This window comes from Rhodococcus sp. APC 3903 (genome assembly GCF_030407755.1).
GTDB classification, from domain to species: Bacteria; Actinomycetota; Actinomycetes; order Mycobacteriales; family Mycobacteriaceae; genus Rhodococcus_F; species Rhodococcus_F erythropolis.
Genome location: NZ_JASDCV010000015.1, coordinates 127645 through 152104, shown reverse-complemented (window position 1 = coordinate 152104; position 24460 = coordinate 127645). Strand labels below are relative to the sequence as shown.

Annotated in this window: 23 protein-coding genes; 15 read left to right on the top strand and 8 right to left on the bottom strand. The window is 62.8% G+C overall.

Translation table 11 applies throughout. The features are described 5' to 3' along the window. Window positions 1-91: 91 nt before the first annotated feature. A complete protein-coding gene (locus tag QMA15_RS21700; protein ID WP_020968269.1) occupies window positions 92-1708 on the bottom strand; it encodes an ABC transporter substrate-binding protein in 1617 nt (538 codons plus the stop codon). Between the two features lie 364 nt (window positions 1709-2072). Between QMA15_RS21700 and acs the strand changes: the two genes are divergently transcribed. Next, complete coding sequence (acs, locus tag QMA15_RS21695) at window positions 2073-4004, top strand: acetate--CoA ligase (RefSeq protein WP_279162996.1); 1932 nt, start codon at window positions 2073-2075, stop codon at window positions 4002-4004. Window positions 4005-4041: 37 nt separating this feature from the next. On the opposite strand, the gene QMA15_RS21690 is transcribed toward acs, so the two are convergent. Next, window positions 4042-4467 (bottom strand): MarR family transcriptional regulator, encoded by a 426-nt coding sequence (locus tag QMA15_RS21690; RefSeq protein ID WP_041815521.1) that lies wholly within the window; start codon window positions 4465-4467, stop codon window positions 4042-4044. Between the two features lie 107 nt (window positions 4468-4574). On the opposite strand from QMA15_RS21690, the gene QMA15_RS21685 reads away from it, so the two are divergent. The 5 genes from QMA15_RS21685 to QMA15_RS21665 all read left to right on the top strand — a co-directional run bounded on the left by QMA15_RS21685 (window position 4575) and on the right by QMA15_RS21665 (window position 10333). Then, the gene (locus QMA15_RS21685; protein ID WP_279162995.1) at window positions 4575-5654 is read left to right on the top strand and encodes a substrate-binding domain-containing protein; all 1080 of its coding nucleotides are present in this window, start codon (window positions 4575-4577) and stop codon (window positions 5652-5654) included. A 110-nt stretch (window positions 5655-5764) separates the two neighbouring features. After that, window positions 5765-6385, top strand: a complete 621-nt coding sequence (locus tag QMA15_RS21680) for an AmiS/UreI family transporter (protein WP_019746631.1) — start codon at window positions 5765-5767, stop codon at window positions 6383-6385. A 26-nt stretch (window positions 6386-6411) separates the two neighbouring features. Further along, a complete protein-coding gene (locus QMA15_RS21675; protein ID WP_019746630.1) occupies window positions 6412-7449 on the top strand; it encodes an aliphatic amidase in 1038 nt (345 codons plus the stop codon). 10 nt (window positions 7450-7459) lie between these two features. Beyond that, window positions 7460-8515 (top strand): AAA family ATPase, encoded by a 1056-nt coding sequence (locus QMA15_RS21670; protein ID WP_279162994.1) that lies wholly within the window; start codon window positions 7460-7462, stop codon window positions 8513-8515. Between the two features lie 135 nt (window positions 8516-8650). Further along, window positions 8651-10333, top strand: coding sequence for a hypothetical protein (locus QMA15_RS21665; RefSeq protein WP_153211067.1), 1683 nt, complete (start codon window positions 8651-8653; stop codon window positions 10331-10333). Window positions 10334-10388: 55 nt separating this feature from the next. On the opposite strand, the gene QMA15_RS21660 is transcribed toward QMA15_RS21665, so the two are convergent. Beyond that, window positions 10389-11780 carry an MFS transporter gene (locus QMA15_RS21660; RefSeq protein WP_020968263.1) on the bottom strand — a complete coding sequence of 464 codons (1392 nt, stop codon included), beginning with the start codon at window positions 11778-11780 and terminating at the stop codon, window positions 10389-10391. A 257-nt stretch (window positions 11781-12037) separates the two neighbouring features. Between QMA15_RS21660 and nhaA the strand changes: the two genes are divergently transcribed. Genes nhaA through QMA15_RS21645 form a run of 3 tightly spaced genes read left to right on the top strand, consistent with a single transcriptional unit; the run spans window position 12038 to window position 14745 of the window. Next, complete coding sequence (gene nhaA, locus QMA15_RS21655; RefSeq protein WP_003946111.1) at window positions 12038-13288, top strand: Na+/H+ antiporter NhaA; 1251 nt, start codon at window positions 12038-12040, stop codon at window positions 13286-13288. Continuing rightward, entirely contained in the window at window positions 13285-13794 is a 510-nt protein-coding gene (locus QMA15_RS21650; protein WP_019746625.1) for a phage holin family protein, read from the top strand. The genes nhaA and QMA15_RS21650 overlap by 4 nt, the downstream gene beginning before the upstream one ends. A 15-nt stretch (window positions 13795-13809) precedes the next feature. Then, complete coding sequence (locus tag QMA15_RS21645; RefSeq protein WP_019746624.1) at window positions 13810-14745, top strand: alpha/beta hydrolase; 936 nt, start codon at window positions 13810-13812, stop codon at window positions 14743-14745. Between the two features lie 3 nt (window positions 14746-14748). Here the strand turns inward: QMA15_RS21645 and QMA15_RS21640 are convergent, their stop codons facing one another. Genes QMA15_RS21640 through nth form a run of 4 tightly spaced genes read right to left on the bottom strand, consistent with a single transcriptional unit; the run spans window position 14749 to window position 18097 of the window. Continuing rightward, a complete protein-coding gene (locus tag QMA15_RS21640; protein WP_019746623.1) occupies window positions 14749-15939 on the bottom strand; it encodes a MarP family serine protease in 1191 nt (396 codons plus the stop codon). Continuing rightward, the gene (locus tag QMA15_RS21635; RefSeq protein WP_019746622.1) at window positions 15936-16655 is read right to left on the bottom strand and encodes a CoA pyrophosphatase; all 720 of its coding nucleotides are present in this window, start codon (window positions 16653-16655) and stop codon (window positions 15936-15938) included. The genes QMA15_RS21640 and QMA15_RS21635 overlap by 4 nt, the downstream gene beginning before the upstream one ends. Beyond that, complete coding sequence (locus QMA15_RS21630) at window positions 16652-17305, bottom strand: TlpA disulfide reductase family protein (protein ID WP_069147153.1); 654 nt, start codon at window positions 17303-17305, stop codon at window positions 16652-16654. The genes QMA15_RS21635 and QMA15_RS21630 overlap by 4 nt, the downstream gene beginning before the upstream one ends. A 6-nt stretch (window positions 17306-17311) precedes the next feature. Then, a complete protein-coding gene (gene nth, locus QMA15_RS21625; protein WP_060939223.1) occupies window positions 17312-18097 on the bottom strand; it encodes an endonuclease III in 786 nt (261 codons plus the stop codon). 80 nt (window positions 18098-18177) lie between these two features. Between nth and QMA15_RS21620 the strand changes: the two genes are divergently transcribed. The 6 genes from QMA15_RS21620 to QMA15_RS21595 all read left to right on the top strand — a co-directional run bounded on the left by QMA15_RS21620 (window position 18178) and on the right by QMA15_RS21595 (window position 22912). Continuing rightward, the gene (locus QMA15_RS21620; protein ID WP_019746620.1) at window positions 18178-18450 is read left to right on the top strand and encodes a hypothetical protein; all 273 of its coding nucleotides are present in this window, start codon (window positions 18178-18180) and stop codon (window positions 18448-18450) included. Window positions 18451-18705: 255 nt separating this feature from the next. Beyond that, window positions 18706-19380: a Crp/Fnr family transcriptional regulator gene (locus QMA15_RS21615; protein ID WP_003943506.1), complete on the top strand. Its 675-nt coding sequence runs from the start codon at window positions 18706-18708 to the stop codon at window positions 19378-19380. Between the two features lie 130 nt (window positions 19381-19510). Further along, on the top strand, window positions 19511-19981 hold the full coding sequence (locus QMA15_RS21610) for a nuclear transport factor 2 family protein (protein ID WP_019746619.1): 471 nt from the start codon (window positions 19511-19513) through the stop codon (window positions 19979-19981). Window positions 19982-19996: 15 nt separating this feature from the next. Then, window positions 19997-20557 (top strand): TetR/AcrR family transcriptional regulator, encoded by a 561-nt coding sequence (locus tag QMA15_RS21605; RefSeq protein ID WP_020968259.1) that lies wholly within the window; start codon window positions 19997-19999, stop codon window positions 20555-20557. Window positions 20558-20642: 85 nt separating this feature from the next. Further along, window positions 20643-21935: a carboxylesterase family protein gene (locus QMA15_RS21600; protein WP_133728584.1), complete on the top strand. Its 1293-nt coding sequence runs from the start codon at window positions 20643-20645 to the stop codon at window positions 21933-21935. 50 nt (window positions 21936-21985) lie between these two features. Beyond that, complete coding sequence (locus QMA15_RS21595; RefSeq protein WP_019746616.1) at window positions 21986-22912, top strand: LysR substrate-binding domain-containing protein; 927 nt, start codon at window positions 21986-21988, stop codon at window positions 22910-22912. 60 nt (window positions 22913-22972) lie between these two features. Here QMA15_RS21595 and QMA15_RS21590 read toward each other — a convergent pair whose 3' ends face one another. After that, on the bottom strand, window positions 22973-24331 hold the full coding sequence (locus tag QMA15_RS21590) for an MFS transporter (RefSeq protein ID WP_019746615.1): 1359 nt from the start codon (window positions 24329-24331) through the stop codon (window positions 22973-22975). Window positions 24332-24460: the final 129 nt, after the last annotated feature.

Below are 24460 nucleotides of genomic sequence, written 5' to 3'. Positions count from 1 at the left end.
GCGGACAGTCCGGTGTGAACACGAGTTCGGGACGGCAGGCAGGGCGCCTGCCGCCCCGAACTCACGTTTCAGATGCGGATCGTTCTACGCGTCAGTTCTTTTCGATGTCTTCGTAGACCGGAACACCGTTCCAGCTGATGGTCACGTTGGAAACGTTCTCCGACCATCCACTGGCAGCGTTGCGGTACCACGTCGGAACTGCGGGCAGGTCCTTGAGCAGGACTTCCTGGGCCTGATCGAGCAGTTCCTGAGCCTTCGCCTGATCGGTCTGGCCGGCCGATTCGCGCAGGAGGCGGTCGAACTCGGGGTTGGAGTAGTCACCGTCGTTGGAGCTGCCGCCGGTCTGGTAGTTCTGCGCCAGGAAGCCGTACTGCTGCGGGTAGTCGCCCTGCCAACCGGAGCGGAAAGAGCTCTGGATGGTGCGGTCGGTGGCTTCGGTGCGGATCTGAGCGAAGGTGGCGTACTGCTTGCCCTTCGCGTCGATACCGAGGGTGTTGCGGATGCTGTTCGCCGTGGCATCGACCCATTCCTGGTGTCCGCCGTCGGAGTTGTAGGCGATCTCGAAGCTGCCGGACCACGGTGCGATGGCGTCGGCCTTGGCCCAAGCAGCCTTGGCCGCCTCAGGATCGAACTTCACGTTGCTGTTACCGGTCAGCGAGTCGTTCCAGCCCTTGATCGCGGGGCTGGTGAAGTCGAGTGCAGGCGTCCTGGTCTTGTTGAAGATCTGCTGGGTGATCTGATCGCGGTTGATCGCCATCGAGATCGCCTGACGGCGGAGCATGCCCTCTTCACCGCTGAAGTGCGGCAGGCGACCCGGGATCGTGAACGTCTCGATGGTTGCCGACGGCTGGTTGACGGTGCGTCCGGGCAGGTCCGACTCGAAGGTCGTGACGGCGCTCGGAGGAACCTGGTCGAGAACGTCGACGTTGTTGGCCAGGAGATCGGTGTACGCCGTGTCGAGGCTGTTGTACATGATGAAGTCGACGCCGGCGTTCTTCGGCTTACGGTTGCCGTTGTAGTCCGGGTTCACGACGGTGTCGATGCGGACGTTGTGCTGCCACGCGCCGGTTCCGTCGAGCTTGTACGGGCCGTTGCCGATCGGGTTCTCACCGAAGGCGGTCATGTCCTTGAACGCGACCTCGGGCAGCGGGTAGTACGCCGTGAAGCCGAGGCGATCGGGGAACGCCGACTCGGGCTGCTTGAGTTCGATGGTGAAGGTGGAGTCGTCCACAACCTTCAGACCCGACATGGTCTGTGCCGTCGGAACCTCGGCGGCAACTTCGTCGTAGCCCTTGATCGGATCGAAGAACGATGCCTGAAGCTGAGCGTTGGTGGAGAGGGCTCCGTAGTTCCACGCGTCGACGAACGACTTCGCGGTGACGGGGGTGCCGTCCGTGAAGGTCCAGCCGTCCTTGAGCTTGACGGTGAAGTTCTGACCGTCGGTGCTCTCGATGGACTCGGCAACCTCGTTCTCCGTACCGCCGTCTGCGGTGTACGAAACGAGACCGGAGAACAGTGAGTCGAGGACGCGGCCGCCCATGTTCTCACTCGTGTTCGTGGGGATCAACGGGTTCTGAGGCTCGCCCGCCCAGGCGTTGACGACGCCACTGGACGATCCGCCCGACGAATCGCCGGACGAACATGCCGTGATCAGCACTGCCGTCATTCCGAGCGCGACCGCGCCGGTCGCTATGCGTGAGATACGCAAAGGAATTCCTTCCACATCTAAGTGACCCCGAGCATGCTCGCGGCCTGCCGACAGCCGTAACTGCCGGCGTCGTGTCGCCTACAACTGAAAGTGAACGTGACTTCGAGTTGCGGTCGAATAATGGTTTGACAATAGACACATCGAACCCGAAGCGCGCACCGCACCCATTGTTGGAAAATTGGGGGTAATTGAATTCGGACACATTCATTCGTCGGCGGAAGTGACCACCCGTCGCATCGATTCGACCGATCGTCGCAGGACAACGGGTTGCAACGTGATGCAACGGTGCGTTTGAGCGAGCTTGTGACTACCCTCACACGGAGTCAGAAAAGTGTCGATCAATGTGGAAAGAAGGCCGTCAGCCATGACAAGCGCAGCCGAAACAGACGTCCCCCAGGCATATCCGCCGAGCGCAGAGTTCGCTGCGGCCGCCAACGCGGGACCGGAGTTGCAGGCTGCCGCAGATACCGACCGCCTCGCTTTCTGGGCGAATCAGGCTGAGCGCCTTCACTGGCACGAGAAATGGACCGACGTCCTCGACTGGACCGACGCCCCCGTCGCCAAGTGGTTCGTCGGCGGCAAGCTCAACGTCGCCTACAACTGCGTCGACCGCCACGTCCTCGCCGGCAACGGCGACCGCGTCGCCATTCACTTCGAAGGCGAACCCGGCGACTCCCGCGACCTGACCTACAACGACCTCCTCGCCGAAGTCAGCCGCGCCGCAAACACTTTCACCGACCTCGGCCTCGTCGCCGGTGACCGCGTCGCGATCTACATGCCGATGATCCCCGAAGCGATCGTCACCATGCTCGCCTGCGCCCGCCTCGGCCTGACGCACTCGGTCGTCTTCGCCGGATTCTCCGCCACTGCCCTACGCTCGCGCATCGACGACGCCCAAGCCAAGCTCGTCGTCACCGTCGACGGCCAGTGGCGACGCGGCGCCGCAGCACCCATCAAAACAGCGGTCGACGAATCCGTCGCCGGCGCCGACTCCGTCCAGAACGTGTTGGTGGTCAACCGGACCGGCATCAACGTCGAGTGGACCGACGGCCGCGACCTGTGGTGGCACGAGACCGTCGCGCAAGCCTCGCCCGAGCACGAAGCGCAGGCCTTCGACGCCGAACATCCCCTGTTCATCCTCTACACCTCCGGCACCACCGGTAAGCCCAAGGGCATCATCCACACCTCCGGCGGCTACCTCACCCAGGCGTCGTACACCCACCACAACGTCTTCGATCACAAAGCGGGACAAGACGTCTACTGGTGCACCGCCGACATCGGCTGGGTCACCGGACACTCCTACATCGTCTACGGCCCCCTCTCCAACGGCGTCACCCAGGTCGTCTACGAAGGCACCCCCAACTCCCCGAACGAGCACCGCCACTTCGACATCATCGAGAAGTACGGCGTCTCCATCTACTACACCGCACCCACCCTCGTGCGGACGTTCATGAAGTGGGGCCGGGAAATCCCCGACGCCCACGACCTGTCCTCGATCCGCTTGCTCGGATCTGTGGGCGAGCCCATCAACCCCGAAGCGTGGCGCTGGTTCCGCGACGTCATCGGCGGCAACAAGGCCCCCATCGTCGACACCTGGTGGCAGACCGAGACCGGCGCGATCATGATCTCTCCGCTGCCCGGTATCACCGCCACCAAGCCCGGATCCGCGATGGCACCGCTGCCCGGTATCTCCGCGAAGATCGTCGACGACGACGCCAAGCCCCTCGGCCCCGGCGGCAACGGTTACCTCGTCCTCGACGAGCCGTGGCCGGCGATGCTCCGCGGCATCTGGGGCGACATGGACCGCTACCGCGACACCTACTGGTCCCGTTACGCCGAAGAAGGCTGGTACTTCGCCGGTGACGGCGCCAAGTACGACGACGACGGCGCCCTCTGGGTCCTCGGCCGCGTCGACGACGTCATGAACGTCTCCGGTCACCGCATCTCCACCTCCGAGGTGGAGTCAGCACTGGTCAACCATCACGGAGTCGCCGAAGCTGCCGTCGTCGGTGCCGCGGACGAGACCACCGGACAGGGCATCGTCGCGTTCGTCATCCTGCGCGAAGGCGTCGAGAACACCGGCGACGTTCTGATCGCCGAGCTCAAGGCGCAGGTCTCCACCGACATCAGCCCCATCGCCAAGCCGCGTCAGATCACGATCGTGCCGGAACTGCCGAAAACCCGATCCGGCAAGATCATGCGCCGCCTCCTGCGCGACGTCGCCGAAGGCCGCGACCTCGGAGACACCTCAACCCTGGTCGATCCCAAGGTATTCGACGCAATCCGCGGCAAGTAGGGCCTTCGGCCCCCGTGCGCCTTTTTGGTAGTCCCCACTACCGGAAAGGCGCACAGGGGCGGAGCCCCTCTCGCAACTTCACTTCCTCTTTCGACGTCAGCCAAGACTCCTCGGCCACGCGAATGTCTGCGGCAACCCGCTTGTGCAGAGACTTTCCACGCGAGGAGAGAAACACGCGCACCTTCCGGCGATCGTCCTCACCGACCTCCCGATAGATCAGCGCAAGCGAGACCAACTTATCCGCGACTCGTGTCAGCGTCGGAGCCGGTGTTCCCGTTCGATCGCGCAACTCAGCCATCGTCAGCCCCTCGGTCGACGCCAGGGCTTCGAGCGTCATCCAGTGATCGAGAGTGAGATTCTCAGCCGCCAGCGTCTTCTCCGCCGCTGCCGCGGCCATTCGAGCCGCTCGGACCAGCGCGGTCGTCAGCGAAGCATCAAGAATTCCGGAGTCACTTTTTCCCACTGATCGCTCCCCCGCTGTTGCGTACTTCACACTTCTCGGGCAATACTTTCAAATGAAATGATAGTAACCCAGGCCAGGCCGCTGACTTCCGATTCCGGCGGCGACGCATGAGCGCTACCGGCGCGCTCGAACGCGCGCGCAGCGCCGTGTGGCGCCTGGGCATGGTGGTTCCCCTCCAAGGACCGGCCGGACTGTTCGGTCCGTCGTGTGAGGCGATCAGCGAATTGGCCGCCCGCGATCTCAACAACTCCGGCGGCGTACTGGGACGCGAAGTCCAGATCGAAGTGATCGACGGCGGCGCTGCGCCGGGCGTCGTCGCAGCCCGCGTGCAACAGCTACTCGACGCAGGCGACATCGACGCCGTCAGCGGTTGGCACATCTCCTCGGTCCGGCACGCACTCGCGCCGGTGGTCGCAGGCCGTATTCCGTACTCGTACACCTCGCTCTACGAGGGCGGCGAGGTCCGACCAGGAATCTACTGTTCGGGCGAAACACCACGACAGCAGATCGCGCCGGCACTGAAGTGGCTGCGCGACAACGTCGGAGCGCGCAAGTGGTTCGTCGTCGGCGACGACTACATCTGGCCTCACAGCTCGCTCGGGGCCGTGAGGCAATTCGCCACCGAACTCGATCTCACCCTGGTCGGCGGTTCGTTTGTCGATCTGGGGCGCGGCAACATGAAGCAGTTGGTCGAGACCGTCTCGAGCTCCGGTTGCGACGGCGTGATCATGCTCCTCGTCGGGCAGGACGCCGTCGACTTCAACCGAGCCTTCGCCCGCCGAGGCCTCGACGAGTCGATGATCCGATTCAGCCCGTTGATGGAAGAAAACATGCTGCTCGCAAGCGGCCCCCGCGCAACCCGGAACCTGTTTGCCTCGGCAGCGTACTTCCGCTCGATGGTCGACGGTAACTCCATGGACCTGCTCGGGCGCTACATCGCACTGCACGGCGCGCACGCCCCGGCACTGAACAACGCTGCCGAGTCGTGTTACGAAGGGATACATACCCTTTCGGCCCTGCTTCGACGCGCCGACAGCACCCACCCGCACGCCCTGGACGCCGTCGTCGAAGGCGCCGCGTACGACGGACCTCGCGGAACCGTCGAGTTTCGCGATCGCGTTGCACGACAGAAGATTCAGCTGGCCGTCGCCGACGGACTCGACTTCTCGATCATCGCCACCCTCTGAAACCTTCCCCGGAGATCCACCTCTTGACTTCTGTGGCGCGCATCACTTAGTTTCATTTGGAATCATTTCATTTGAAAGTAACCCGTCCCGAAAGTAACCGGAGGTGCCCGATGGGCAGTGTTGGTTTGCTTTACGTGGGAGCCGTCCTCTTCGTCAACGGACTGATGCTGCTCGGCACAGTTCCCGTTCGATCCGCCTCGGTCCTCAACCTCTTCGTCGGCGCACTTCAATGCGTCGTCCCCACCGTTTTGTTGATTCAGGCACAGGGAGATTCGAGCGCCGTCCTGGCGGCCTCAGGCCTCTACCTGTTCGGATTCACCTACCTCTACGTGGGAATCAGCAATCTCGCCGGCTTCGAACCGGAAGGAATCGGGTGGTTCTCACTGTTCGTCGCGTGCGCCGCGCTCGTGTACTCCTTCCTCTCGTTCACGGTGAGCAACGACCCCGTATTCGGGGTCATCTGGCTCGCATGGGCAGCACTGTGGACGCTGTTCTTCCTGGTACTCGGCCTCGGCCGTGAGAACCTCAGCCGCTTCACCGGCTGGGCAGCAGTCCTGCTGAGCCAGCCCACCTGCACAGTTCCCGCCTTTCTGATCCTGACCGACAACTTCCACACCACACCCGCGGTAGCCGCCGGCTGGGCCGGAGCGCTTCTGGTTCTCCTCGGCCTGGCCAAGATCCTCGCTGCACCCAAAGCCGCAGTTCCCCAGACTCATCCAGTCTTCAACTGATCCACACAACCAAGGAGTGAAAGACAATGCGACACGGTGACATCTCCTCGAGCAACGACACGGTCGGCGTAGCAGTAGTCAACTACAAGATGCCCCGCCTGCACGATCGCGCCGGAGTGCTCGAGAACGCGCGCAAGATCGCCGACATGATGATCGGCATGAAGACCGGACTCCCCGGAATGGATCTGGTGGTATTCCCCGAATACTCCACGCAGGGAATCATGTACAACGAAGAGGAGATGTATGCGACAGCGGCAACCATCCCCGGTGACGAGACCGCAATCTTTTCCGCCGCTTGCCGCGAGGCCGATACCTGGGGAATCTTCTCCATCACCGGTGAACAGCACGAAGACCACCCGAACAAGCCGCCGTACAACACGTTGATTCTCATCGACAACAAGGGCGAAATCGTTCAGAAGTACCGAAAGATCCTGCCCTGGTGCCCCATCGAAGGTTGGTACCCCGGCGACACCACGTACGTATCCGAGGGTCCCAAGGGCCTGAAGATCTCGCTCATCATCTGCGACGACGGCAACTACCCGGAGATCTGGCGTGACTGCGCGATGAAGGGTGCAGAACTCATCGTCCGCTGCCAGGGCTACATGTACCCCGCCAAGGACCAGCAGGTGATGATGTCCAAGGCAATGGCCTGGGCCAACAATTGTTATGTGGCAGTTGCCAATGCGGCCGGATTCGACGGCGTCTACTCCTACTTCGGACACTCCGCGATCATCGGATTCGACGGTCGGACGTTGGGTGAAACCGGTGAGGAGGAATACGGAATCCAGTACGCACAGCTGTCCGTTTCCGCCATTCGCGATGCACGCGAGAACGATCAGTCCCAGAACCACATCTTCAAGCTCCTTCACCGCGGATACTCCGGCGTGCACGCTGCAGGTGACGGGGACAAGGGTGTCGCGGACTGCCCGTTCGAGTTCTACAAGCTGTGGGTCACCGATGCCCAGAAGGCTCAGGAACGCGTCGAGGCCATCACCCGAGACACAGTGGGCGTGGCGGACTGCCGCGTCGGAAACCTGCCGGTCGAGAAGACAATCGAAGTTTAAGGATCTCGCTGTGCCGTATATCACCGACATGCTCCATGACCGGAACAGTGCAGCACCACCACCAGCCGAGGAACGATCCGAACCCGTACCGGTCGGGGCCTTCGACGCTCGCAATCTCTCGAAAGCCCTCAGTTCCAAGATCGTCGGACAACAGGCCGCCGTCGACGCAGTGGTTCGGGCGATTTCGATCGCGCATGTCGGTGCCACGGATCCGACGCGTCCACTCGCCAATATCCTTCTGGTCGGCCCCACCGGCGTCGGCAAGACGGAGTTGGTGCGCCGCGTGGCCGCGGAACTACGGTCCGGGCCCGACGATCTGTGCCGCATCGACATGAATGCTCTTGCTCAAGAGCATTATGCGGCGTCGTTCTCCGGGGCACCGCCTGGGTACGCCGGCAGCAAGGAGTCCTTCACACTGTTCGACAAGAACGCCGTCGAGGGCGATCCGTACACCCCCGGAATCGTCCTGTTCGACGAAGTGGAGAAGGCCGACCCCACCGTTCTACGTGCGCTCCTGCAGGTCCTCGACAACGGCGAACTCCGGTTGGCGAACGGTCAGCAGAAGATCTCGTTCCGCAACAGCTACGTGTTCCTGACCTCGAATCTCGGTTCTGCTGCGGTGGCGGAACGTCGACGGTCCCGGGTGCGGCAGCTCGCCGATCGCGTCCGGATCGATCGACCACACCATGGTCACCACTTGGTGCAGCGCGCTCTCGAGAAGTTCTTCGACCCCGAGTTCTTCAACCGCATCGACGAAACCGTGATCCTCGACGAGTTCGACGAACAGACCGCGGAACAAGTGACCCGGCTCGAGATCGAACTGATCACGACTCGGTTGGCCAGGAGAGGCGTCGACGTCGACGTGGACGACAGCGCCGTCGCTCTGTTGCAACGGCGCGGATTCGATCCGGTGTACGGAGCACGTGGCCTGCGCCGGACCATCCGAAACGTCTTGGCCGACCCGGTGGCCGCCGCCGTTCTCAACCTACGACCAGTCGGGACGCAGCCACTCGCCTTGCAGGCGCGGGCAGTTGGTGATCAGATACAGGTAAAGAAAGTCCCATGAGTGCTCGCTCACGTTGCGGATCGAATCCGCAACGTGGGCGACACATTTCAAACATGTCCGCGTAACGCCACCTCCCTAGGTTGGGTGCCTGCACCACAAAGTGCACATGCACAGGCACCCAGGGGAAGTGACGTCATGACAGCAGTGAACGAGCAGGTGTCCGCCGGCGCACCGGACAGGGCAGATCTCGGTGAGAACGCCGCACTGAAGGAGACTCTGGAGGACTACACCCTCCGATTTGCGCCACGCAGCTACCGCAAATGGGGAACCGGCGTCGTCGCGACCTCCGCGCTCGGCGGAATCGCGTATCTCGCAGACTTCTCGATCGGCGCGAACATCGGCATCTCGTACGGCACCGGTAACGCATTGCTGGGCATCGCCGTGTTTGCCGTCGTCATCATGGCCACCGGCTTCCCACTCGCCTACTACGCCGCGCGATACAACATCGACCTCGATTTGATCACGCGCGGAAGCGGTTTCGGCTACTACGGCTCCGTGGTCACCAACGTCATCTTCGCGACGTTCACCTTCATCTTCTTCGCGCTCGAAGGTTCCATCATGGCCCAGGGTTTGAAACTGGGGCTCGGGATCCCACTCTCGATCGGCTACGCGGTCTCGACCCTGATGGTCATTCCACTGGTCATCTACGGAATGAAGGCTCTGGCAAAGCTCCAAGTGTGGACGACGCCTCTGTGGCTCGTCATGATGGTGCTGCCGTTCCTGTATCTGCTGTTCAAGCACCCAGATTCGGTGAGCGCGTTCTTCGCCTTCGGCGGTGAGGACGGCGCAAACGGCAAGGGCGTCAACTTCGGATCGGTGATGCTGGCCGCGGGTGTCTGCCTGTCGCTGATCGCACAGATCGCCGAGCAGATCGACTACCTACGCTTCATGCCGCCCAAGACGCCGGAGAACACCCGTCGTTGGTGGGCTGCAGTAATTCTCGCGGGGCCCGGCTGGGTCATCTTCGGCGCGTTCAAGCAGATCGTCGGACTGTTCCTCGCCGTGTACATCATCGCGAACGTCGTCGACGGATCTTCGATCGCCAACCAGCCCGTGCACCAGTTCCTCGAGATCTACCAGGACATGATGCCGCACTGGCTGGCCATGACCCTTGCCGTGATCCTCGTGGTCATCAGCCAGATCAAGATCAACGTCACCAACGCGTACTCCGGCTCACTGGCCTGGACCAACTCGTACACCCGCGTCACCAAGACCTACCCGGGACGCATGATCTTCGTTCTGGTCAACCTGGCGATCGCACTGATCTTGATGGAAGCCAACATGTTCGACTTCCTCAACACGATCCTGGGCTTCTACGCCAACTGCGGTATCGCCTGGGTCGTGGTCGTCGCCTCCGACATCGCGATCAACAAGTACTGGTTGAAGCTCTCCCCGAAGGTCCCCGAGTTCCGACGCGGGATGCTCTACGACGTCAATCCCGTCGGCTTCGTGTCGATGCTGCTGGCCGCGGGCATTTCGATCCTGGTGTTCTTCGGTGCTTTCGGTTCGGCGATCAAGCCGTTCTCCCCGATCGTCGCGATCGTCATCGCACTGGTGATGCCGCCGGTCCTCGCCGTCGCCACCAAGGGCAAGTACTACCTACGACGCACCGACGACGGCATCGATCTGCCGATGTTCGACGAGTACGGGAACCCCTCGGGTGAAACGCTTCTGTGCTGCGTCAGCGGCATCGAGTTCGAGCGACCCGACATGCTCGCGTCGAACGTTCCCGGCCCGAACGGCGAGAAGCAGTACATCAGTTCCTTGGCCTTGAGCACCGACAAGACCGGTGAGCACGTCCTGCCTGCTCAGCCCTGATCACTGCTGTGCGCCTTTATTAACCGCCGGGGGTTAATAAAGGCGCACAGCAGGGTTATGCCCCTACATCGTCTAGCGACTCACCCTTTGTCTCGCGCATGACCAGCAGCGCAACAAAAGTCAGCGTCGCAGCTACGAGGAGATAGATGCCGACCCAGCCGACGCCGTAGTTCTTCGCGAGGTAGACGGCGATGAACGGCGCCACCGCAGCGCCCAGAATGCTGGCGGTGTTGTACGCGATTCCCGAGCCCGTGTAGCGGACGTTGGTCGGGAAGAGTTCCGGGAGAACGGCACTCATCGGCCCAAAGGTCAGGCCCATGAGCAGCATGCCCACGATGAGGAACGCCAACATACGACCGTCGTTCATTCCGTCCGGTTCGAGGAACACGCCGAAGGTCAAGCCGAACACCATGATCAGGCCGGTGATGATTAGCAGCGTGATGCGACGCCCGTAACGGTCCGCAAGCCAACCCGAGACCGGCACGGCAGCAGCGAAGAACACGACTGCGATGAGCTGCAGAACAAGGAAATCGGTGTACTTGAAGCCGGCGCCAGTTCCGCCGTCGGCCGCCGTCTTGCCGGTTCCGTGGCTGAGCACCCAGGTGGTCATGATGTAGAAGAGCGTGTACGTCGCGAGCATCACGAACGTACCGATGATCAGCTGACGCCAGCTGGTCTTGAATACCTCGGCGACCGGGGTCTTGACCTTCTCGCCGCGCTCGACTGCGCGCGCGAACACCGGGGTCTCTTCGAGCTTGAGCCTGACGTACAGGCCGATCATCACCATGATTGCGCTGAGCAGGAACGGAATTCGCCACCCCCAGCTCAGGAAGGCACCTTCGAGGTCCGGGCTGGAATTGTCGTGGTTCATGAACAACGTGATGATCAGGAACAGTCCGTTGGCCATGAAGAAGCCGATGGGTGCACCGAGCTGCGGCCACATCGCCGCCCAGGCCCGCTTGCCTTCCTTGGCCGTCTCGGTCGCGAGCAGAGCCGCGCCAGACCATTCGCCGCCGAGTCCGAGGCCCTGGCAGAAACGCATGAGCGCCAACAGCGCCGGGGCCAGTAGACCGATCTGGTGATAAGTGGGCAGCAGTCCGATGAGGAAGGTCGCGATGCCCATCGTCAGCAGCGAGCCGACCAGAGTTGCCTTGCGTCCGACGCGGTCACCGAAGTGTCCGAAGAGAATCGAGCCGAGGGGACGGGCGACAAACGCGAGTCCGAACGTCGCCAACGACGCGAGAAGCGCGGTGGTGTCGTTGCCCTTCGGGAAGAACAGGTGCGGGAACACCGATACTGCCGCTGTTGCATAGATGTAGAAGTCGTAGAACTCGATGGACGTACCCACCATGCTGGCAACCACGATTCGGCTGCGCGGCACTCCGGCGACGGTATCTGCGTCGCCGCCCTCCGGCTTGGGTGGGTTCTCACTGACTGACGTGCTCAAAACATGCTCCTGCGCCGTTATACGAAAATTGTCCAATTGGTGGGATGGTGTCCCAATCAGTAGGAATTGAACACCCGCGGGGTTTTCCGGCGCAAATTCGGTTCGCTAATTCGGCTCAGCGAGCAATCCGCGATAAAATCCCGTAAAGGTGAGCCGGGAAGTCTGGTCGGCACGTGCATTCGATGCTTTACAACGTCGATCACGTTCATGTCTGTTGCATCCGAACTCGGGTGCACGAACAAAGGTCGTCCCCACGCGTGATCTCCACTTTGCGTTCCGAACTGTCCCGCTATCTCCGCACCGAAACGGTGGGCGGATCGATACTGCTCATCGCCGCTGCCGTCGCTCTGATCTGGGTGAACTCACCTTTCGGTGAGAGCTACATCGCACTGCGCGACTTCCAGATCGGCCCGTCTGCACTCCATCTGGACCTCAGCCTTGGCACCTGGGCGCAAGACGGACTGCTTGCCGTCTTCTTCTTCGTCGCCGGCCTCGAACTCAAACGCGAACTGGTGGTCGGCGAGCTCGCGGACCGCAAAGCCGCGATGCTCCCGATCATCGCGGCGTGCGGCGGCGTCCTGGTCCCCGCGATCATCGCGGCGTCCATCGGCTTCGGCACTCCAGGTATGGACAAGGGCTGGGCCATTCCCGTCGCGACGGACATCGCTTTTGCCCTCGGAGTGCTCGCTCTCACCGGATCGAAGATCCCCGCAAGCGCCCGAGTCTTCCTGCTCAGCCTGGCCGTCGTCGACGATCTGCTCGCCATCATCCTCATCGCCGTACTGTTCACCGGCTCCCTCGCGATGTTGTGGCTGCTGACCGCGGCCGCAGCCCTCGCTGTCTACGCCTACGCCCAGCACAAGCGCATCACGACGCCGTTCCTCTACGTCCCGCTGGCACTACTGACCTGGTACGCGATGCACGAAGCGGGGATACACGCCACACTCGCGGGCGTCGCGCTCGGCCTACTCACCCGTGTCAGGCGCGATCCGGACGAGGAGTACGCGCCGGGCAGCCGCCTAGAGCACCGCATTCAGCCGTACTCCGCAGGCTTCTGCGTCCCCGTCTTCGCACTGTTCGCCTCCGGTGTTCCGATCAACGCCGCGGTACTCGGCGACATTTTCACCGACCCCGTCGGGCAATCGGTTGTCGTCGGCCTTCTGGTCGGAAAGACCGTCGGAATCTTCGGAATTTCCCTGCTCGCGATCAAATTGGGCATAGCCACCAAGCCCAAGACACTGGAATTGAGAGACATGTTTGCCCTCTCAGTTCTCGGTGGCATCGGGTTCACCGTTAGCCTGCTTGTAGCAGACCTCGCATTGGACGGGGTCGGCGATGGCAGCGAGGCCGAGATAGCGAAGGCCGCAGTTCTCGTGACATCGTTGGTGGCATCGCTGATCGGATCAGCGCTGCTGTGGCGACGTGGACGAGTTCATGCGGCTCGAGACGACGCTTCCACCGCCATTGCCACGGACGCGAGAGAACTACCTGGAGAGGTCGACAAGTGAGCTTGACCAACGGAGAGAGCCAGCGCTTCACCGGAGATGGAGTACCGAACACGGTCTCGTCCATCCCTCTCACCGATGTGGACGCCCGCACGCCGGGTGAGGCCACCATCGGGGCCCTCGTCAAGGACGCGACCGCACAGGTCTCCACCCTCGTGCGCGCCGAGGTTGAACTTGCCAAGGCCGAGGTCACGGGCGAGGTCAAGAAGGGTCTGCAGGGCAGTGTCTTCTTCATCCTGGCCTTCACGGTTCTGCTGTTCAGCTCGTTCTTCTTCTTTTTCTTCCTGGCCGAGATGCTCGATACCTGGGTGCCGCGCTGGCTGGCGTTCCTCATCGTCTTCCTGATCATGGTGGTGACCACCGCGATTCTGGCGCTGCTCGGTTATCTGCGTGTGCGCAAGCTGAGGGCTCCGGAGAAGACGATCGAATCGCTCAAGCAGGCCAAGAACGTCCTTCCCGGCAGCCATGACGACGCAAAGCCGTCTGTCGATTTCAACGCGCGCCGGTAGCGAGTCTGATCGAAAGTGGCAGCCCCAGATCCATCCACCGTCAGGTTCGACGGCCCCTGGATTCACCGGGACATTCACGCCAACGGCATCCGGTTTCACGTCGTCGAGGTAGGCGACGCGGAGCCGGATGCTCCGTTGGTGGTCCTGTTGCACGGATTCGCCGATTTCTGGTGGTCCTGGCGCCATCAGTTGACGGCACTGTCGGAGCAGGGATTCCGCGTCGTCGCCATGGATCTTCGTGGGTACGGCGATTCCGACAAGCCCCCTCGCGGCTACGACGGTTGGACGCTCGCCGGTGACGTAGCCGGTCTCATTCGTGCGATGGGTTACGGCAAGGCCACGCTGATCGGTCATGCCGACGGCGGGTTGGTGTGCTGGGCGACCGCGCTCCTGCATCCACGCCTGGTGCGGTCGATCGCGTTGATCTCGTCGCCACACCCGATGGCACTCAAGAAAGCAGTCGTGCGCGACCCATATCAGCGCCGCGCGCTTTTGCCCTCGTTCCTGGCCTATCAGGTACCGCTGCGCCCGGAACGTCGGTTGACGGCCGACAACGGCGCCGAGGTGGAGCGTCTGGTTCGCTCGCGGTCCGGCCCCACCTGGCCGCAGCAACCCGAGTTCGCGGACGTGATGACCAAGATGCGGGCTGCGATCCGAATCCCGGGCGTCGCGCATTCCACGCTGGAGTACCAGCGCTGGGCCTTCCGCAGCCAGCTCCGGCCGGAGGGTCGTCGTTTCATGCGTTTGATGGATCAGGTTCTTCGCATTCCGATCGTCCAGATTCACGGCGAACTCGACCCGTACGTGCTCACCCGTACCGTGCGGCGCGACAAGCATTGGGCTCCCGGCGAGAAACTGCGCACCATTGCCGGAGTTGGTCACTACGCGCACCAGGAAGCCCCCGAGCGCGTCAACCGCGAACTCGAGGACTTCCTCCTTACGGAGAAGTGACCGCTACAGAATGCAGGCGCCTGTCGGCACCGGCGTCGACGCCGAGGCAGCCGCGTTCAACTGGCGCGATACTTCCTGGGCGGTGAGGACGAATCCGGTGTCGCTGTCGTCGACGGCAGCACCGAACACGACGCCGAGGACGCGGCCCTGATCGTCGACCATCGGCCCACCAGAGTTGCCCTGCCTGATGGATCCGCGGACGGTGTAGACCTCACGTTGAGTGGTTCCGGCCTTGTAGATGTCCGGTCCGTTCAGGTTCAGGACCTCACGAACGCGGGCTGCGCTGGCCGTGTACGGACCGCCGCCGGGGTAACCGAGCACCAACGCGTTGTCGCCGGTCTGAGCCTGCTCCGGAGCAAACGGCAGCACCGGTGCGTCCAGTCCGGGAACCGCCAGAATCGCGATGTCGACGGCGGAGTCGAAGAGAACCACCTGCGCGGGCAGCGCGCCCTCCATGGTGTCCACCGTGATGCTCTCGGTTCCGGCAACCACGTGTGCGTTGGTCATGACGCGTTCGGGAGCGACGATGAATCCGGATCCCTCGAGCGCGCGCTGGCAACTCGGTGCGACACCGTTGATGCGTAGAACACTCGGACGCAACTGCGCCGCCAACGGACTGGCCAGAACGCTCGCGTCGGGTGCTTCGACCTCGGTGATGGGCGTACGCCCGAACGGGCCGATGACGTCCGGCAGGCCGGAGGTGTCGAGCAACGCCGAAAACTCCGTCGGGATGCGGCGCAGCCACTGCGGCGCCAGTTCGTCCACGCTGGCGAGAACATCCGAACCACGAACAGCGGCGGCAATATTCGGCTGCGACGAAGAAGTGAGCGGAATCGCGAGCAACCACGCCGCGACCACGACGGCCACCGCCTGTAGACCCGCACCGATGACGCTGTCGACGGATCGCGCCGTCGGACTGTGCATTCCGCTGCGCGCCGCGCGTCCGAGCACCATGCCGGCGACTTCGCCGATGATGACCAACACCACGATCAGCGAGATGCCCGCGAGGATGCGCAGCTTGCCTTCGGTGACGTGCACGAGCAGGTGGGGCGCCAACAGAATTCCGGCGACGGCACCGAGGATCACGCCGACAAACGCCAACGCCGACGCCACCGCACCCTGACGCCATCCGGACGTGGCCGCGATGAGGGCGACCAGAACGATGGCGATGTCCACCCAACGAGAACCTGTCATCGCGGCACCGCCGAATCCTCGACACCTTCACCGAACTCGGACAGCGCTGTGTCCAGGTCTCTCACGTCCTCGTAGTTCCACGGAATCTCCCAGCCCGACACCGTGAACAGCGCCGCGAGGATTCCTGCTGTGAACCCCCAGACCAGCATGCCGTCGGCGCGGAACGCCGGGCCCTGGTATCCGAGGGGATGGCGAACCTGAAACCGGTTGTCGGGGTCGAGCAACGTGCGCAGCGGCACCCTGGCCACCCGTCCGACCTCGCCCTCGTCCTGAATCCCCACCGTCGTCGGCTGCTCCCAGTAGCCGAGCACCGGCGTCACGTCGAAACCCGACGGCGGGATGAAGATCTCCGGCAGCACGGTGAGCGGCTGAACTCCGCTCGGATCGAGCCCGGTTTCCTCCTGCGCTTCACGCAGCGCGGTGCCGATGGGGCCGTCGTCGCCCGGATCGGCGGCGCCGCCCGGGAATGCGACCTGTCCGCTGTGCTGACGCATCGTCGACGCCCGTTGGGTCAGCAACACGTCTGCGCCCTCCGGCAAGCCGCCGACGGCGAGAGGGTCTGCCTCACGCGGTCCGCCGAAGAGCACGAGCACCGCGGCCGGACGCGTCACGGTCCCGCGCGGCGCGCGACGCTCGAGGACGGGGTTGATCCGGTGTGGATCGGTGGGCTCGGTGCTGGCGACAGCTCGCAACCACTCGGGAACCGGTGTGCTCATACGACGACTCCCAGATATTGCGCCGCAGCGGCGGCGATTTCGTCCGCACTGCGGAAAGGTTGAGGCAAGACCTTGGCGACTGTTCCATCCGCGCGCACGAGCACCGACACCGGCAGCACCGGCGGTGCGCCCACTGCGATCCGTACCTTGCCGTCACCGTCCTGGACGCCGGGCAAACGGACCGAGTAGTCGATGAGTCGCGTCAAAGCGTTCTCCTGATTCGGATCCGAATGCACCGTCAGAACGTTGATGCTGCCCTCGGCGCGCTCCGCGAATTCCTGAAGGTACGGAAGCTCTTCGGCGCATGGCGCGCACCAGTACGCCCACAAGTTGAGCAGAGTCGGTTTTCCGCCGACCGCTGCGGCAAGGTCGACGGGCCGACCGTCTGACACGCAGTCGAGGGTGATACCGGCCAGAGCCGAGCCGGCCGGAGCTTCGCCCGTCGGAGTCGGACAGGGAGCCAGTGAGGCCTGGCTACGGAGTTGATCGAGCGATTCCGACGACGGAGTGAACGTCGGCGGCTGATACGCGGACGACGACGGACCCGTGGACGTGGGCGCCGTGTCGTCTCCCCCACGCGGCCAGATCGCCACGACGAGAGCCGCGACGACCAACAGCGCAGCGAGAGACCATCTTCCAGCACTTGTCATCGGCGATCACAACCCTGCCAGGGCGAGCAGATGGTCGGTCTCGGGGCCTTTCACCAGGGCCGCGGCCTCGGTTTTGTCGGTCGGGCCGAGTCCGTACGACGGGCAGTCCTTGGCCAGAACGCACACCCCGCACGCGGGCTTGCGCGCGTGGCAAACCCGTCGGCCGTGAAAGATCACGCGGTGCGAGAGCAGTGTCCATTCCTTACGTTCGATCAGTTCCCCGACGGCGTGTTCCACCTTGACGGCATCTTCTTCCTCGGTCCACTTCCACCGACGCACGAGCCGACCGAAGTGGGTGTCGACGGTGATTCCCGGAATGTCGAAGGCATTGCCCAGCACGACGTTCGCGGTCTTGCGTCCGATGCCTGGGAGTTTCACCAGATCTTCGAGCTTGTTCGGTACCTGACCGTCGTGGCGTTCGAGTAGCGCCTGACCGAGTCCGATCAACGACGTCGTCTTGTTCCGGTAGAAGCCGGTGGAGCGGATGTACTCCTCGAGTTCGGTCCGATCGGCTTCCGCGTATGCCTTCGCGTCGGGATAGCGGGCGAAGAGCGCCGGCGTGACCATGTTGACGCGGACGTCAGTGCATTGCGCCGACAGGATTGTCGCCACTGCCAGTTCCAACGGAGTCGTGAAGTCGAGTTCGCAATACACGTGCGGGAAAGCCACAGCGAGCTCGCGATTCATCCGACGCGCCCGGCGTACCAATCCGAGGTGTGATTCTTCCTTCCGCGCACCCCCCGAACGCGGTTTCTTCCGCTGCTCTGAACTGCCTGTCGGGGTGGTCTGCACTCAGACAACTGTACGGATACGACATGAGTGGAGACTCCGTCGTGTCGATTCTGAGACCTTCGACGTGTTTACTTCCCCCTATGCAAGGACTCGCAGTAATTCTCTTTCCGCTACTGCTGATGCTCTTTGCCCTGGCGATGGAACGAGTCGAAGGGCGATTGCGTCGGCTCTCGGTTCAAGAGCACGAAGTAGAAGACTTCCTCGATCAGGCAAGTCACGACGACGTCGCCCGCCTGGCAAGCGATGGGTTTCCCCATGCGTTCGCTCGCTTCCACCGGAAGCGGAAGGGCCGTCAGTCGGAGGCTCCCGAGAGCGCCAGCCTGGGCGAAATCCGGACACAACGGGCAAGTTGACGGCCATACAAAGTAGTCACCGCAGCGGATTCCGGAAGAATTTTCGGCTCTTACGTGGCATCAATCACTCGTCGCGAGCTATCGGGACGTAGACTTCGATGCCGTACCTGTTGCATTGAACACAGATTGCATTGGACACAGTGTCTCACTCATGAGGGCTGAGCCTGTGTACGACGGTTTGTGCGCAGCGCGGGTACAAAGATAGTTAGCGCAAAAATGACACCACAAACGAACAAATCCCAACAAGGAGCGCACGTGGACGACGTCCTGGCAAGAGCCGGCATCTTCCAAGGAGTCGAGCCCTCAGCGGTAGCGGCGCTGACAAAGCAGCTGCAGCCCGTCGACTTCCCCCGTGGACATGTCATCTTCAACGAAGGTGAACCCGGTGACCGCCTGTACATCATCGTGTCCGGCAAGGTGAAGATCGGTCGACGCTCACCCGACGGTCGCGAGAACCTACTGACGATCATGGGCCCGTCCGACATGTTCGGCGAACTGTCCATCTTCGACCCCGGCCCCCGCACCTCGACGGCTACGACCGTCACCGAGGTTCGCGCCGTGAGCATGGACCGCGACGCTCTCAAGGCATGGATCCAGCAGCGCCCCGAGATCGCCGAGCAGCTGCTGCGCGTTCTCGCCCGCCGACTGCGTCGTACCAACAACACCCTGGCCGACCTGATCTTCACGGACGTTCCCGGCCGTGTGGCCAAGGCGCTCCTGCAGCTCGCGCAGCGCTTCGGCACTCAGGAAGGTGGCGCCCTGCGCGTCACTCACGACCTCACGCAGGAAGAGATCGCCCAGCTCGTCGGCGCTTCCCGCGAGACCGTCAACAAGGCGCTCGCCGATTTCGCACACCGCGGATGGCTGCGCCTCGAAGGCAAGAGCGTTCTGATCTCGGATTCCGAGCGTCTGGCTCGTCGCGCCCGCTAGTTTCTTCCTTCTCGACACTTTCGGCCGCTCCCACTTCGGTGGGGGCGGCCGAAGTCATTCCCTGGACTCTTGTTGTACCTATCGGTAAAGTGTGTACCAATAGGTACACATCCGATCGAGAGGCCACGCAATGACCGTCCGAGCACCGATTCCGCCCTTCACCCACGAAACCGCCGTCCAGAAGGTCCGCCTCGCCGAGGACGGATGGAACTCACGCGATCCGCACAAGGTGTCGCTGGCCTACACGCCGGACAGTTGGTGGCGCAATCGGTCGACGTTCGTCACCGGCCGATCCGAAATCGTCGAACTTCTGACCGAGAAGTGGACCCGCGAGCTGGACTACCGGTTGATCAAAGAGTTGTGGGCACACGGCGACGACCGCATCGCCGTGCGATTCGCGTACGAGTGGCACGATCACGACGGGCAGTGGTTCCGCTCCTACGGCAACGAGAACTGGGAATTCGACGCGGATGGCCTCATGCACCACCGTCATGCCAGCATCAACGACGTCCCCATCGCGGAGTCCGAGCGAAAGTTCTTCTGGGATTCGACCGGACCACGCCCGCACGATCATCCGGGCCTGAGCGAGTTGGGTCTGTGATGAAAGGATGAATCCATGGCCAGACAGGTAGCTGAACGCTCGGACACGATCCCCGCCCTCGCGAACGTGTTTCGAACCTACGGGTTCGACGGAGCAAGCCTGGCCGTCATCACCGAACACACCGGTTTGGGCAAAGGCAGTCTCTACAACTTCTTTCCGCGAGGAAAGGAAGAGATGGCCGAGGCCGTACTCGACGAGGTCGACGGATGGTTTCGCACCGAAGTCTTCGAACCGCTTCGAGCAGAGTCGGTTCCACCGCGGCAGCGCATCCAGAGCATGTTCGCTACCGTCGCCGACTACTTTCGGTCAGGGCAACGCATTTGCCTGTTCGGCGCATTTGCACTCGGTGAAGAGCGAAACCGCTTCGGCGCCAAGGTGCGAACCTACTTCGACGAATGGACCGCAGCTCTCGAGGCGGCACTCGTCGGCGCCGAAGATTCCACCGGACTCGCCGAAGAAGCCGTGGCCGGAATCCAAGGCGCAATAGTGATGTCCCGAGCCCTGGACGACGGTGCCGTATACAGCCGAGTGACGACGCGACTCGAAGATCGACTGGTACAGGCACTCACGCCGTAACGCATACCGCACGACCACAAAGGCATTTGTGCCGCGGCATGCACCTGGCATGCTCGAAAAGGTATGCACAAGAGGAAAGGAACCCATGCCCTCGTCCGAGACGGTGATCGCATCCACAGCTTCGGGGAAGATCCGCGGCCTAAAGCGTGACGGTTCCTACTACTTCGGTGCGATCCCCTACGCCCGCGCACCCCGCTTCGAGAAGCCGCGGCCGGCGGGACCGTTCTCCGACGTCTTCGACGCCACAGCGCTTGGAACGGTCTTCCCCCAACCACCTTCACGGCTCGAGCGCATCATGGGGCCACCGCTCCCCGAACCGGAGCAGAGCGAGGACAGCTTCACCGTCACCGTCACAACCCCGTCGCTGACCGGTCATCGCCCGGTGATGGTCTGGCTTCACGGTGGCGGCTACTCCAGCGGCGGCGGCTCCCTCCCCTGGTACGACGGCCACGCTTTGTCAGCCGAGGGCGACGTCGTGGTGGTGTCGGTCAACTACCGCGTCGGCGTGCTCGGATATCTCCTCCTCGACGGCGTGAGCGAAGGCAATCTCGGGGTCCACGATCAGATCGCAGCGCTCGAGTGGGTGCGCGAGAACATCGAGGCATTCGGCGGCGACCCAGACTCGGTCACCGTGTTCGGGCAGTCGGCCGGCGCTCATTCGATTGTGAATCTGTTGAGCAGTAACAACTCTCGAACTCTTTTCCATCGAGCAATTCTGCAGAGCACCCCACGGCCGGACCTCAATTTCACGCAGGCTGCCGCGATCGAGAACGGTGAAGCATTTGCCCGACTGCTCGACGGAGATCCTCGGACCGCGCCACTCTCCCGCATTCTCGACGCATTCCGCAGCACCGCAATCGAGTTCAGCCGGCGGTCCCCCAATGTCGTGCAACCGCCCTTCGCACCGATTTCCGAACTGGATCCGGTGATCCGAACTTTCGAAACAGCGCCGGACGTCATCGTGGGATACACCCGCGACGAGGGATCCGCTTTCGTGCGCGACGTAGCGGGAGTACCCGATCCCGAACGCGTCGCCGAAAAGGCACTGACACAGAACATGTTTGCCGAACCGGCGATGGAGCTGGCCGACGCCTTCACAGCGGCCGGCGCGTCGGTGTACACGTATCGCTTCGACTGGGCACCGACAGACGACGTCTTCGGAGCCACTCACTGCATCGAACTACCCTTCATGTTGGGAACCGAGCAGTCCTGGAAGAGCTCACCGATGCTGGGCAGCAGCGACTGGCAGAGCATCGACGCACTGGGCCGTCGGATACGCCGGCACTGGACGTCGTTTGCGCACACGGGAAGTCCGGACAGCAGCGAAACCTGGGAGAAGTACACCTCGGCCCAACCGATCGGAATCACCTTCTTCTGAGCAACTTCGGGCGCCTACCCACTCGCGGCAATCCCGTCTAGGATTGCTCCATGGACATGCCCAAGCTCCTCGACGGGCGACTCAAACTCCGCCATCTCCTGCTCGTCGACGCATTGAGCCGTCAGGGCAGCGTGGTCGGCGCCGCTGCCGCACTTCACATCACACAACCCGTCGCGACCCGCAGTCTGCACGACATCGAGTCCATTCTCGGTGTCTCGCTCTTCGACCGCGGCCCACGCGGAATCACCCCGACCATTTTCGGCGAGGCCTTCACAACTCATGCGCGGGCCGTGATCGCGCAGCTGACCGAAGCCGGGCGGCACGTCGTCGAACTTGCCGACGCCAATCGCGGAACCGTCATCGTGGGAACACATCTCGCCGGATCCAACGTGCTGCTTCCCGGCGCTATCGCGCGTCTGAAGGTTCACCACCCGCTGCTCACCGTCATCGTGCGCGAAGGCACGCCCGAACAGTTGCTCACCGATCTGGAAGCGGGCCGAATCGATCTGATCGTCGGCCGGCTCACCTCACCTACCGATGACACCGCGATAAGACGGAACCTCTACGCGGAGTCCGTCGAACTCGTCACCCGCGTGGATCACCCGCTCGCTCACCGCGAGGACGTCCAACTCGAAGAACTACGCGGCTTCCCCTGGATCCTTCCCGGGGTCGAGACAGTGCTCCGCCGCGAGCTCGAGGAGTTCTTCGCCCGCAACAGCCTGCCGTTGCCCGAAAACCGCGTCGAGGCAACCTCTTTCCTCACCGTGCGCCAGCTGCTGGTCGAGACCGACATGATCGCGGTCCTACCGAGCCTCATCCCCCGCGACGACGCGCGCTTGACCACCCTGTCCATCACACTCGATCCGATCGGGCACAGCGTCGGCATCACTTCCTCGGCGACTCGCACGTCGAGCCCGTCCGCACAGGCCCTGATCGCGACGCTGGAGTCCTTTGCAGCTGAGCTCATGCGACCGTGAAACGCCGATCGGCCCGTTCCCCGCGAGGGGGAACGGGCCGATGTCGGATCAATCCAGTACTCAGGCGTTTTCGGAGACGCGAATCTCCTCGTGTTCCAAGCCCCGCGACGAATCGGGGACAATCTTGAACAGTGCGATGGCGCCGACCAGGCTGATTGTGCATATCGAGGCGAGGTACCAGGTGACGCCTACCGAAGACCCGGTGGCGTCCAGCAGTGCGGTGGCGATCATCGGCGCCAGTCCACCGCCGAGAATCGCACCACTCTGAAGGATCAGAGACGAACCGGAGTAGCGGACCTTGGCCGGGAAGGTATCGGCGATGATGCTGCCCTGAACGCAGTGGGTGACCGGCACGATCAGACCCATACCCAGGAACGCGATGACAGCGACCACTTTGTTCTCGGTGTTCAGTAGCGGGAAGAACACGATGCACCACAACAGGATTGCGGCTGATCCGCCGATGAACATGTGTCGACGCCCGTACTTGTCAGCGATCTTGGTCCAGAACGGGATGGAAAGGAACCACAGGACTGCGGCCGCGGTCACGCTGAGCACCAGGAATTGCTTGTCGTAGCCCAGATGTTGAGTTCCGTACGACAGGGTGAACACCATGAAGGCGTACGCCACGGCGGAGTTCGCCAAGCACGCGGCAAGCGTGAGAGACAAACGGGGGAAGCCGACCTTGAGCGACTCACGCAGCGGGAAGCGGACTATTTCGCCCTTCTCCATGATCCCGGCGAATGACGGCGACTCGGTGACGCGCAGGCGAATCACCAGACCGATCGCCACCAGAACGAAGCTGAGCAGGAACGGGATTCGCCAACCCCACGAAGCGAATGCCGAGTCCGACATCACGGCGTTGGTCGTCAGGAAGATGCCGTTGGCGAGAACCAGTCCGGCGGGTGTGCCCATCTGCGGGAAACCTGCATAACGATTCTTCTGCCCTGCCGGCGCGTGCTCCATCGACATGAGTGTCGCACCGGCGCCTTCACCGCCCAGACCGATGCCCTGAACGACGCGCATGGCCACCAGGAGGACGGGCGCCCAGAATCCGATGGAATCGTAGTTCGGGATGAGGCCGATGAGTGTGGACCCGACGCCCATCATCACCAGGGAGACCACGAGTGTGGCCTTGCGTCCGATCCGGTCACCGAAGTGCCCGAACACGAGCCCACCTACCGGCCGTGCGATGAATCCGACGGCGAAGGTGCTGAAGGCAGCCAGCGTGCCGGCCGTGGGGCTCAGGCTCGGAAAGAATTGTTTGTTGAAGATCAGCGCGGCGGCTGTGCCGTAGAGGAAGAAGTCGTACCATTCGAGAGTTGTGCCGGCCAGAGTTGCCATGGCAACTCGGCTACGGGCAGCTTTCTCCGGCAACGGCTTTCCGTCACTCGTTGTGCTGTTGGATATCTTGTCTGACATCGCGGAACCTATCGATTGGATGGGGCAGGCGGACGATGAAATCTGTAGTCACCGACCCCGTCTTCGGGATTGTCGGTATCACGAGCGTCGTCGATCGTTGTGTTTGGAATTGTGCTCGCTCGAGACATG

Coding starts and splice junctions, on each gene's coding strand:
- QMA15_RS21590 (WP_019746615.1), bottom strand. CDS start 24,331: ATGTCAGACAAGATATCCAACAGCACAACGAGTGACGGAAAGCCGTTG.
- QMA15_RS21605 (WP_020968259.1), top strand. CDS start 19,997: ATGGCCAGACAGGTAGCTGAACGCTCGGACACGATCCCCGCCCTCGCG.
- QMA15_RS21665 (WP_153211067.1), top strand. CDS start 8,651: ATGACAGCAGTGAACGAGCAGGTGTCCGCCGGCGCACCGGACAGGGCA.
- QMA15_RS21640 (WP_019746623.1), bottom strand. CDS start 15,939: ATGACAGGTTCTCGTTGGGTGGACATCGCCATCGTTCTGGTCGCCCTC.
- acs (WP_279162996.1), top strand. CDS start 2,073: ATGACAAGCGCAGCCGAAACAGACGTCCCCCAGGCATATCCGCCGAGC.
- QMA15_RS21630 (WP_069147153.1), bottom strand. CDS start 17,305: ATGACAAGTGCTGGAAGATGGTCTCTCGCTGCGCTGTTGGTCGTCGCG.
- QMA15_RS21680 (WP_019746631.1), top strand. CDS start 5,765: ATGGGCAGTGTTGGTTTGCTTTACGTGGGAGCCGTCCTCTTCGTCAAC.
- QMA15_RS21600 (WP_133728584.1), top strand. CDS start 20,643: ATGCCCTCGTCCGAGACGGTGATCGCATCCACAGCTTCGGGGAAGATC.
- QMA15_RS21685 (WP_279162995.1), top strand. CDS start 4,575: ATGAGCGCTACCGGCGCGCTCGAACGCGCGCGCAGCGCCGTGTGGCGC.
- QMA15_RS21610 (WP_019746619.1), top strand. CDS start 19,511: ATGACCGTCCGAGCACCGATTCCGCCCTTCACCCACGAAACCGCCGTC.
- QMA15_RS21675 (WP_019746630.1), top strand. CDS start 6,412: ATGCGACACGGTGACATCTCCTCGAGCAACGACACGGTCGGCGTAGCA.
- QMA15_RS21635 (WP_019746622.1), bottom strand. CDS start 16,655: ATGAGCACACCGGTTCCCGAGTGGTTGCGAGCTGTCGCCAGCACCGAG.
- QMA15_RS21620 (WP_019746620.1), top strand. CDS start 18,178: ATGCAAGGACTCGCAGTAATTCTCTTTCCGCTACTGCTGATGCTCTTT.
- QMA15_RS21595 (WP_019746616.1), top strand. CDS start 21,986: ATGGACATGCCCAAGCTCCTCGACGGGCGACTCAAACTCCGCCATCTC.